The 9032-nt window shown below is 37.7% G+C and carries 10 protein-coding genes and 1 pseudogene; 7 read left to right on the forward strand and 4 right to left on the reverse strand.

Translation table 11 applies throughout. The features are described from left to right. Positions 1-4: 4 nt before the first annotated feature. Both GJU43_RS18845 and GJU43_RS18850 read left to right on the forward strand, forming a co-directional pair. Complete coding sequence (locus GJU43_RS18845) at positions 5-259, forward strand: acyl carrier protein (protein WP_154342887.1); 255 nt, start codon at positions 5-7, stop codon at positions 257-259. Beyond that, complete coding sequence (locus GJU43_RS18850; protein ID WP_154342889.1) at positions 256-783, forward strand: 4'-phosphopantetheinyl transferase superfamily protein; 528 nt, start codon at positions 256-258, stop codon at positions 781-783. The genes GJU43_RS18845 and GJU43_RS18850 overlap by 4 nt, the downstream gene beginning before the upstream one ends. A 325-nt stretch (positions 784-1108) precedes the next feature. Here GJU43_RS18850 and GJU43_RS18855 read toward each other — a convergent pair whose 3' ends face one another. From GJU43_RS18855 to GJU43_RS18865, 3 genes are all read right to left on the reverse strand, one after another. Continuing rightward, on the reverse strand, positions 1109-1519 hold the full coding sequence (locus GJU43_RS18855; protein WP_154342891.1) for an ester cyclase: 411 nt from the start codon (positions 1517-1519) through the stop codon (positions 1109-1111). Between the two features lie 76 nt (positions 1520-1595). Next, complete coding sequence (locus GJU43_RS18860; RefSeq protein ID WP_154342893.1) at positions 1596-2441, reverse strand: AraC family transcriptional regulator; 846 nt, start codon at positions 2439-2441, stop codon at positions 1596-1598. A gap of 124 nt (positions 2442-2565) precedes the next feature. After that, positions 2566-3105: a YceI family protein gene (locus GJU43_RS18865; RefSeq protein ID WP_154342895.1), complete on the reverse strand. Its 540-nt coding sequence runs from the start codon at positions 3103-3105 to the stop codon at positions 2566-2568. Between the two features lie 119 nt (positions 3106-3224). Between GJU43_RS18865 and GJU43_RS18870 the strand changes: the two genes are divergently transcribed. The 4 genes from GJU43_RS18870 to GJU43_RS18885 all read left to right on the forward strand — a co-directional run bounded on the left by GJU43_RS18870 (position 3225) and on the right by GJU43_RS18885 (position 5916). Further along, complete coding sequence (locus GJU43_RS18870) at positions 3225-3566, forward strand: helix-turn-helix domain-containing protein (protein WP_154342897.1); 342 nt, start codon at positions 3225-3227, stop codon at positions 3564-3566. Positions 3567-3761: 195 nt separating this feature from the next. Next, positions 3762-3989: a hypothetical protein gene (locus GJU43_RS18875; RefSeq protein ID WP_154342899.1), complete on the forward strand. Its 228-nt coding sequence runs from the start codon at positions 3762-3764 to the stop codon at positions 3987-3989. Between the two features lie 207 nt (positions 3990-4196). Then, entirely contained in the window at positions 4197-4340 is a 144-nt protein-coding gene (locus GJU43_RS18880) for a hypothetical protein (RefSeq protein ID WP_154342901.1), read from the forward strand. A gap of 163 nt (positions 4341-4503) precedes the next feature. Next, positions 4504-5916: an MFS transporter gene (locus GJU43_RS18885; RefSeq protein WP_154342903.1), complete on the forward strand. Its 1413-nt coding sequence runs from the start codon at positions 4504-4506 to the stop codon at positions 5914-5916. Positions 5917-6110: 194 nt separating this feature from the next. On the opposite strand, the gene budA is transcribed toward GJU43_RS18885, so the two are convergent. Continuing rightward, entirely contained in the window at positions 6111-6890 is a 780-nt protein-coding gene (budA, locus tag GJU43_RS18890) for an acetolactate decarboxylase (protein ID WP_154342905.1), read from the reverse strand. Positions 6891-7534: 644 nt separating this feature from the next. On the opposite strand from budA, the pseudogene GJU43_RS18895 reads away from it, so the two are divergent. Beyond that, a pseudogene (locus GJU43_RS18895) lies at positions 7535-9032 on the forward strand (hypothetical protein); the annotation flags it as partial.

A 9032-nucleotide genomic window follows, 5' to 3' on the forward strand; every position in this document is an offset into this window, starting at 1 on the left:
TACTATGAACAAACAAGAACTTATACTGAAACTAAAAGCAATTATAAAGCCTTACACCACTAATACGGAAGCTTTTGACAATCTTACAGAAGAAACTGATTTTATCAATGATCTTAGCATCAACTCTGCTAATCTGGTTGATATTATTCTGGACATCGAAGAAGTTTTTGATGTCGTTATTGACAATACCGATATGGAACGGATGCTGGATGTAAAAACCGCAGTGGAAATTATTGAAACCAAACTGGCTGCAAAATGATCGGCAATGATGTGATTGACATTTTGCAATCGCGTCAGGAAAGCAACTGGCAGCGCAAAGGTTTTTTAGAGAAACTTTTTACGCCTGAGGAACAGCTGCTTATCGATCGGGATCTAAACTCTGAAATGATGGTGTGGCTGCTTTGGAGTATGAAGGAAGCTGCGTATAAAATTTATAACCGACAAACGAAAATCAGGGCGTATATACCTCAAAAACTGGTCTGTACCATCGATACTCAAAGCACAAGCGGTGCTTCGGGAAAAGTAAGCTGCTTTGGAAGGGTGTATTATACCAAAACGATTTTTCATAAAGAGTACCTGCACACCATAGCAGTCTCCCATCCGTACCAGTGGGCTACCGTGCTTGAAATTAAAAAAAAGAATATTCTCAAAAACGAGCAGGGTATTCCGTTTTTGGCATCTGCCCCATCGAAGACCAGTCAGAACGTTTCTGTCAGCAATCATGGCCGTTTTGAAAAAGTTGTCTGTCTGTCTGCCTTAAACACAAGAGCTTCAGCATTGTAAGTAATTTGAAAAGCAAACGTACTGTTGCAGAGTGGGATTTTATAACTTCACCCTGAATAATGAAGAGAAGGGATAGCTTATTTAGATGCGAGATGTAAGAACCAAGATGCTAGATGCGAGATGAAAGATGCAAGATGGAAGATACAAGATGCAAGATACAAGATGGAAGATGGAAGATGCGAGATGTAAGATACAAGATGGAAGATACAAGATGGAAGATACAAGATGGAAGATACAAGATGGAAGATACAAGATGGAAGACGCAAGATTTTCGGTCTTGGCTCTTGTATCTTGCGTCTTACACTTTACTCTATACTTTACTCTTCTACCCTTTCAAAGATGCTACAATGGCTCCAAAATTATTTTCTCCCCAATGTTCCGCTAGTTTTCCATCGACAATAGTAAAAATGTCAATCACTTTTATGGTTACTTTTTTACCTGTTGCTTCTATCCCAAAGAGTGTGTTGGTATGGGTTGCCTTTATTTCCTTTCTTGTCACTACTTTGTTATTTTCCGCAATCATGTCGAGTATATCCACTGTCAAATCCGTAAATGCGGTGTGTAGTATACCGGAAAAAAAATAGAGTATACCGTCAATTCCTTTTGACATTCCTTCCGGTGCAGAATGATTGATAAAGTCGGGAGTGGCAATTTGTTTCAGTACTTCCATATCTCCCTTTTCTACTACTTCTTTGTTGTAGTGCAGAAGCAGATTCTTGTTTTGCATTGTGCTCATGTTATATCATTTTTATACGACAAAATTAACTGAAGCACAGTTTAAAAGGCTACTGCAAAAGGGTCATATTATGTTGCTAAAAGTTCATTTTAGTATAATCCCTGGGTAATACGCCAAAATGAGCCTTAAAGGCCTGCGAAAAGCTGGAATGGTTTTCATAACCTACCTGTAGATATACCTCACTTGGTTTCGAACCTTTTTGTAATAAATCTGCTGCCGAAGTAAGCCTTTGCTGCTGAATCCATTTGGCCGGAGGCTGATTGTATAACTGCCGGAATTTACGTTTAAAGGTTGGCAGGCTCATGTGACAGCAAAAAGCAAGTTCACTAACCGAAAGGTTTGTAAATACGTTGTGTCTGATAATCGTCTGAATTTTTTCTTCTGCTGTTTTTGTAGCGGCAGCATTTTGAAAATTGCTAAACTCTTCCGGATATTTCAAAAAAAGGTAAAGCAGCAATTCATTGAGTTTGGCTGTCTGCAGTGCTGCGCTAAAAACATCCTGATGGAATAAATCCTGAACAGATTTGATAAAATCATTGACATACCTATCCTTTGCTATTACAACATAAGGAAATTTTTCGGCCTTCTGTTTACTGATTTTTAAACTCTCTTTACGGGCACGCTGCAAAAAATCATCCTCAAAAAAAACAAGGATGCTTTTTACTTTTTCAGGTCCATCATGCTTCTCCGTCATTAAATAATTACCTTGGGAAAGAAGCAGAATCGTTTCTGCCGAAATATGAATGGGCCTGCCGTTGCTGTAAATTGTCTTTTCGCCTTGTGTGACGAGACTAATCATATGCTGTGTTAAACGACTTTTACCCTTGACCACTGGCTTGTCTGATACATACGAAAAAAAACTTACGGCCTGTTTTTCACTTCCTGCGGCCCATAACTTATCCGGCATTAAAACATACTCCATTGATTTTATTTTCTAATGATGGTCAAATGTCTGAAAAACAAATTAAAATTATGGAAAAAAAATACACAGGTAAAAAGTAGTTGTTCTTTTTTACCTGTGTACTGAGTAAATAATAAACTATGACTTATTCCACTAATTGCCCCACCTGGATATTGGCCATAAGCTTAATGTCTTCTCCTAATCCCAAGCCGCCTGAATCCGTAATTTTATTCCAGGTCATTCCAAATTCTTTTCGGTTTACGATTCCGGTTATTTCAAAGCCATGTTTTATCATACCATGACCATTATTTTCAGAACCGCCATATTCAACCTCTAATTCAATTGGTTTGGTTACCCCTTTTAACGTCAGATTACCGGCCAGTTTATAAGCACTGCCAGCCGTGTTTACAAAAGAAACAGATTCAAAAGTGATTTGCGGATAGAGATCTGCATCAAAAAAATCACCATTTTGTAAATGTTCATCCCGTTGCGGCTGATTGGTATCGATACTTTTAACATCAATTACAATGGAAACTTTTGCATTGTTGAAATCTGTTCCTTCTGTAATGATATTCCCTTCAAATTTTCGGAAGGAACCGGTCACTGTTGAAATAAGGAGGTGCTTAATTTTAAAAAAAACTTCGGAATGCAATGGGTCTATTGCCCATGTTGTTTTATTGCTCATATTTGTTTTTTTAACTGTTATTATAAAAACAAAATTACCTAAGTTTGCTATACAAAATATAGTAGTTACCCCTGAGTAAGTAGTTACCTTCAGGTGAGTTGTTTTTAAATCAGATCGTTATGAGTCAAAAAGATGAAGTTTGCCAACACCGGTTAATGATTGCCAGAGATACTTTAGAAGTGATTCAGGGAAAATGGCGTTTGCCCATAATCATTTCATTAACTCATGGTAACAAGCGCTTTGGAGAAATACAGAGAGACATTTCAGATATTTCGCCAAAAATGTTGTCACAGGAACTGAAAGCTTTAGAAACCAATAAAATCATTACCCGTACACTTTATGACAGCATGCCGGTAACGGTGGAATATTCGCTAACCCCTTTGGGTATGACCATGAAAAAATTACTGGACGAGATTCTAAATTGGGGGGTTATTTTCAGAAAAGAGATTTTAGAAAAATAATTTGTTGCTCCTCTGCAAACATTTGGTACCAATTTTTCTGTAAAAGCAGGAGGTAAAAAAGCACCAATAAACTGATAATTAAACAACTATAGCTAAAAATTATATAACGGTTTTGCGTTAGTATCGTTTTAATTTAGCCAAAGTTTAAAACCGTGCACTATCTATCAATTAATCCCTTTACTAAAAATTGAAATCATGAACACTGCAAACTCAACAAACTCAGAAAGCCATGCGGAATTGCAAAAAGGACAACACCTCTATTGTGCCTACAGAACGATCAAAGAACAATTATTAAATTGGGGCGAAGATCCAAAATATCCGGACAACGAATCTTCAAATGATTTTAACGAGCGCCCGGATCAGGAAGAAGAGCATCTCGATGACGTTGATTCTTACGGAGATTTCGAAGTAAAAGAATCCTGATATACCTCTGTTTTCTTACTATTTTTTATATCAACGGTTACATTAATACTCTTTCCGGGCTTTGGGATATTTTATTCTTTAAGCCTGACTTTTTTGCCTTTTACGAATTGCAATGAACTGTTACTACAATAATTACTAACAATCAGTGTTATCATGCAAACGTCATTTCAGGGGCTACCTTTGAATTCTAACTTAAAAAACAGCGTTATGACTACTTCAAATCACAAAAACAATGTTTCAAGTTCCCGAACTTCCGATAAAAAAACGGAATCAAAATCGACCTCTTCGAGACACAATGAGAAAGCCACTTCTGAAGTAAAAAAAACGATGTTGACGAAAAATAATCATTAAATTCATAAAATCTTCCTTAATTTTACCGCTGCCGCTAGCTGTTATTTTTTAAAAAAGTTAGTTTCAAACTCCCGTACGTCAGCCAAATCAATTTTAATATTGGAACCGTGCAGTCAATAGTGCGGACTTTCCGTTATAAAAATGTTTAAAGCCTGAAAAAGAAATGAGTACAACTGCTTCGGAACAAAACAGTTCGACTACAAAAAAAATATTACCCGTTATTTTGGCTACTTCCATTTTTATGCAGATGCTTGATTCTACTATTCTCAATACGTCGATCACCTCGATTGCGCGAGATTTAAAGGAGTCGCCTTTGGAAATGCAAAATGCCATTATTAGTTATGTTTTAACCCTGGCTCTTTTTATGCCGGTAATCGGCTTCCTGTCGGATAAATTCGGGACTAAAAAAGTATTTATTTTTGCCTTGTTTTTATTTAGCCTGGGTTCCCTGTTTTGTTCGCTTTCGCAAAATCTTACCCATTTAGTTTTCGCCCGTGTGGTACAGGGAATTGGCGGAAGCTTAATGACTCCGGTGGGAAAACTGGCGCTCATCAGGACATTTCCTAAAAAAGAACTCTTAAAGGCCATGAATTTTGCTATTATCCCTGCCCTGATTGGTCCGGTACTGGGTCCTTTGGTTGGAGGTTATATGGTTGATTATCTTTCCTGGCACTGGATCTTTCTTATTAATATACCATTTGGAATTATTGGCGTTATTTTAAGCCTTAAATACATGCCGGATTATAAATCTCCCGTAATTGATTTTGATTTAAAGGGTTTCCTTATTTTTGCCGCAGCCTCGCTGTTTTTGTCTGTGGCACTGGAATTGTTTGGCAATACTGTTCAGGTATCGCCGGTTTTAGCGCTCTTTATGTCGGGCTTTTTAATGCTGTATTGGTACTATCGCCATGCCGTAAGGGACAACAACCCTCTTTTTCCTTTGAATTTATTTCAGGTTCGGACCTTTCGGGTGGGTATTATTGGAAACCTGGCTACGCGGTTGGGTTTTAGTTCCATTCCCTTACTGCTCCCGATGATGATTCAGATTGCTTACGGACAGTCGGCGGTTACCTCGGGATGGATTGTTGCTCCTATGGCCCTAACCGCGATGTTTGGAAAATCGGCTGTCATACACATCTTAAACACTTTTGGTTATCGAAAAACTTTAATGGTAAATACTTTTATTATCGGTGCCCTGATTTGCGCGCTGGCCATTCCGTCTATTCATACATCGATTTACTGGTATGTTCCTATCATTGCCGTATTGGGTTTCTTTAACTCCATACAGTTTACGTCCATGAATTCCATTTCAATTGCCGATTTGCGCGTCTACCATACCAGCAGCGGCAACTCACTGGTTTCTGTCAATCAGCAGCTGGCGATTGGTTTTGGTATCGCTTTCGGGCTGTTGGTGCTGAAAATTTTTCAGGGCGATATAAAACTCATTCACCATGAAATTCACAATGCTTTTCGCTATACCTTTTTGGTCGTTGGTTTTTTAACGATTTTATCGGGTTTTGTTTTCAGAAGACTCCATTTTAAAGATGGTGATAATCTGAAGTCGGATCAACGCTAAATATTGTAAAAGAACATAAAAAACAGAGGTATTACATACTTTTTTACCGCAAAGAACGCTAAGATTTTTATGTAAGAATACGCTGGAAAGCACAACTTCGCCATCACGATAGCTATCGGGATTGTATTGCTTTAGCTCTTCGAACTTTGCCTCTATAAGAGCTAAGAGTAAAAAAACGGGTTTAACCAATACAGTTAGTAAACACTTTTAATAGCAGACTGTTGCGGCCAGGGTTTATCAAAAGTTTTATTTTGCTTAGGCAACACAATCTCATAGCCTGATTTTTCGTCAATGCTAATTTTTATTTTTGCAGCCGCTAATACTCCTGAAATGAAATGACCTCCAAATGTTTTGTCAACTGCAATAAAATGAAAATGAAAAGGGGATAAATCTACAGCTGAAAAAGAAGGCGGCGTATAGAAGCCCACCATTGTTCCCGAAATATGCTCTTTCTGGTATAAAGGCCTTGTTTTCATTAATTCTGCCAAACCTGTAGTATCCTTAGCCTCCAGTTTTGCTGCGCTGCCCACTACAATGGAGTCAAAAGAGCATTCAATACGCAGGGCATACGGTTTATTGGAAGAGGGAAGCCTGTTTCGTATTTCGTTTTGAAGCGCCTCTATAGTTGCAATACCGCTCATTTCATATTGGTTATCGGCACTAAATACAGCTAAACAAGCAAATGGGACTTCTCGTTCAGGCTCTGCTTTGGTAACTTTTCCATCAGAAGGTATTCGATAAAATACCCCATCCAAAACAACCATTTCACCATCCAGAAAATTATAAGTCCCTAAGCCAAAATTTCCTTTATTCTTCAGTTCTTTTACTGTAATATCCCCCTTGTAAACGCCATTGCGCAGCGCATCCATTACTGAATAATGAAAAACGAATTCCTCTTTCTGAACTTGTCCGCGTACCGATACAAAACCGGTTACACAAAGAAGCAAAATTAGTACTGTGTGTGTAGTTCTCATATTATCTTTTTGCATTTATTAAGTCATTGGTTGTCATTTACTTAAAATAGGATTCGATCCAAAAACAAGTAGATCAAAGTATCAATTTGAATAAAACATCTTTATTCTTATAGAAATCAATGTCAGCTTGAGCAGAGTCTAAGGCTTTTTCAGAACAAAGGGGCTTCGACTCGGCTCAGCCTGACATCTGTTTTGAATTATATCCAACGCGTATTTGTTACTTATTTCTTATTATGGAAATTTCCAAAACAGTGCCTTTCAAATTTTAAAAAATTGAATTGAAATCAAAAATAACAGGAACCCGGTAAATAATTTAGACCCTTTAAACAATGCGTCAATTAAAGAAATAACGTAACACAACAAAGTAATATCTGGAAAAAAAGAATGCTTAATTTCATCCTTTCACTACCTAATTTTAAGTCTCTTATCGGAAACTCAATAACACTTCTTCCCTTTTGAATCACGAAGCTATACACAGCGACAAAAAACATATCTAACTAACTATTAGGTCTTTAAAAAATTAAATACTATTATTTTAATATTTATTTTCTTAAATTTGGTTATTAACAAAATTTGCCTCATTGGTTTTGAATTCATTTTTTACGCATTCACATTACTATTCTTAAAAATTAAAAAGTAAAGCCATGAAAAAAAAATTACTTCTCCCCTTGTTACTATTCCCTTTTATTTCCTTTAGTCAGGTTGGTATTGGCACTGTTTTACCCAATACCTCTTCTCAACTTGACGTTGTTGCTACTGACAAAGGAATACTTATTCCGAGGGTTGCTTTAACAGGAACCACAGATAATGCTACCATCAGTAATGGAAATATAAATAGTTTACTGGTCTTTAACACAGCAAGCAATACTGATATAGTTCCTGGTTACTACTATTGGTTCAGTAACAAATGGAACAAGTTAAAAGCTCCCGAAACAGGCAACGGTGCTCCCACTTTAGCCGGATCTACCGGGGATCTTTATGTGGATGTAAACACCGGAAAACTATATGTTTATAACGGAACTGCCTGGATTGCCAGTATTTCACAAAACGAAACGCTGACTTCTCTTTCTTTAGCCCCTCTAAGCGGTATTCTGACGTACACTGATGAAAAAGGAACAGCCAATACGCTCAATCTGGGTGCCGTCATTCCTAACTTTGAAACGTTGACCAGTATTTCGCAGGACGCTACAGCGGGAACGATTACCTATGTAGACGAAAAAGGAATTTCAACTGTATTAAACCTTAAAACCTTAATTGCACAAAACGAGACCTTAACTTCAGTAACCTTTGATCCTGCAACGGGAATGCTGGTTTATAAAGATGAAAAAGGAACTACTAACTCCGTCAATGTCGCCGCGATGATTCCGAATTTTGAAACGCTGACCAGTATTTCGCAGGACGCTACAGCCGGAACAATTACCTATGTAGACGAAAAGGGAGTTTCGAAAATCTTAAATATCAAATCTTTAATCACCCAAAACGAAACTCTGACGGCTGCCACATTCGATCCGGAAACAGGAATTTTGGTTTATAAAGATGAAAAGGGAATTAATAATTCCATCAATCTGGCCGCTATGATTCCGAATTTTGAAACGCTGACCAGTATTTCGCAGGATGCTGCAGCAGGAACGATTACCTATATAGATGAAAAAGGGGGTTCGAATGTGTTAAACCTTAAAAGTTTAATCGCTCAGAATGAAACCCTGACCAGCGCCACATTCGATCCTGTAACCGGAATTTTGGTCTATAAAGACGAAAAAGGAATCGACAATTCCATTAATCTGGCTGCGATGATTCCGAATTTTGAAACCCTGACCAGTATTTCACAGGACGCCACAGCGGGAACAATTACCTATGTAGACGAAAAAGGAGTTTCGAATGTATTAAATCTCAAAAGTCTAATTGCCCAAAGCGAGACCCTGACCAGTGCCACCTTTGATCCTGTAACCGGAATTTTGGTCTATAAAGATGAAAAGGGAATTAATAATTCCATCAATCTGGCCGCTATGATTCCGAATTTTGAAACGCTGACCAGTATTTCGCAGGATGCTGCAGCAGGAACGATTACCTATATAGATGAAAAAGGGGGTTCGAATGTGTTAAACCTTAAAAGTTTAATCGCTCAGAATGAAACCCTGACCA

It is taken from the genome of Flavobacterium sp. LC2016-23, assembly GCF_009674775.1.
In the GTDB taxonomy this organism is placed as follows: domain Bacteria; phylum Bacteroidota; class Bacteroidia; order Flavobacteriales; family Flavobacteriaceae; genus Flavobacterium.

What these genes read in the sequence shown, in the direction of transcription:
- GJU43_RS18845 (WP_154342887.1), top strand. Translation starts at nt 5, where the DNA reads ATGAACAAACAAGAACTTATACTGAAACTAAAAGCAATTATAAAGCCT.
- GJU43_RS18850 (WP_154342889.1), top strand. Translation starts at nt 256, where the DNA reads ATGATCGGCAATGATGTGATTGACATTTTGCAATCGCGTCAGGAAAGC.
- GJU43_RS18855 (WP_154342891.1), bottom strand. Translation starts at nt 1,519, where the DNA reads ATGAGCACAATGCAAAACAAGAATCTGCTTCTGCACTACAACAAAGAA.
- GJU43_RS18860 (WP_154342893.1), bottom strand. Translation starts at nt 2,441, where the DNA reads ATGGAGTATGTTTTAATGCCGGATAAGTTATGGGCCGCAGGAAGTGAA.
- GJU43_RS18865 (WP_154342895.1), bottom strand. Translation starts at nt 3,105, where the DNA reads ATGAGCAATAAAACAACATGGGCAATAGACCCATTGCATTCCGAAGTT.
- GJU43_RS18870 (WP_154342897.1), top strand. Translation starts at nt 3,225, where the DNA reads ATGAGTCAAAAAGATGAAGTTTGCCAACACCGGTTAATGATTGCCAGA.
- GJU43_RS18875 (WP_154342899.1), top strand. Translation starts at nt 3,762, where the DNA reads ATGAACACTGCAAACTCAACAAACTCAGAAAGCCATGCGGAATTGCAA.
- GJU43_RS18880 (WP_154342901.1), top strand. Translation starts at nt 4,197, where the DNA reads ATGACTACTTCAAATCACAAAAACAATGTTTCAAGTTCCCGAACTTCC.
- GJU43_RS18885 (WP_154342903.1), top strand. Translation starts at nt 4,504, where the DNA reads ATGAGTACAACTGCTTCGGAACAAAACAGTTCGACTACAAAAAAAATA.
- budA (WP_154342905.1), bottom strand. Translation starts at nt 6,890, where the DNA reads ATGAGAACTACACACACAGTACTAATTTTGCTTCTTTGTGTAACCGGT.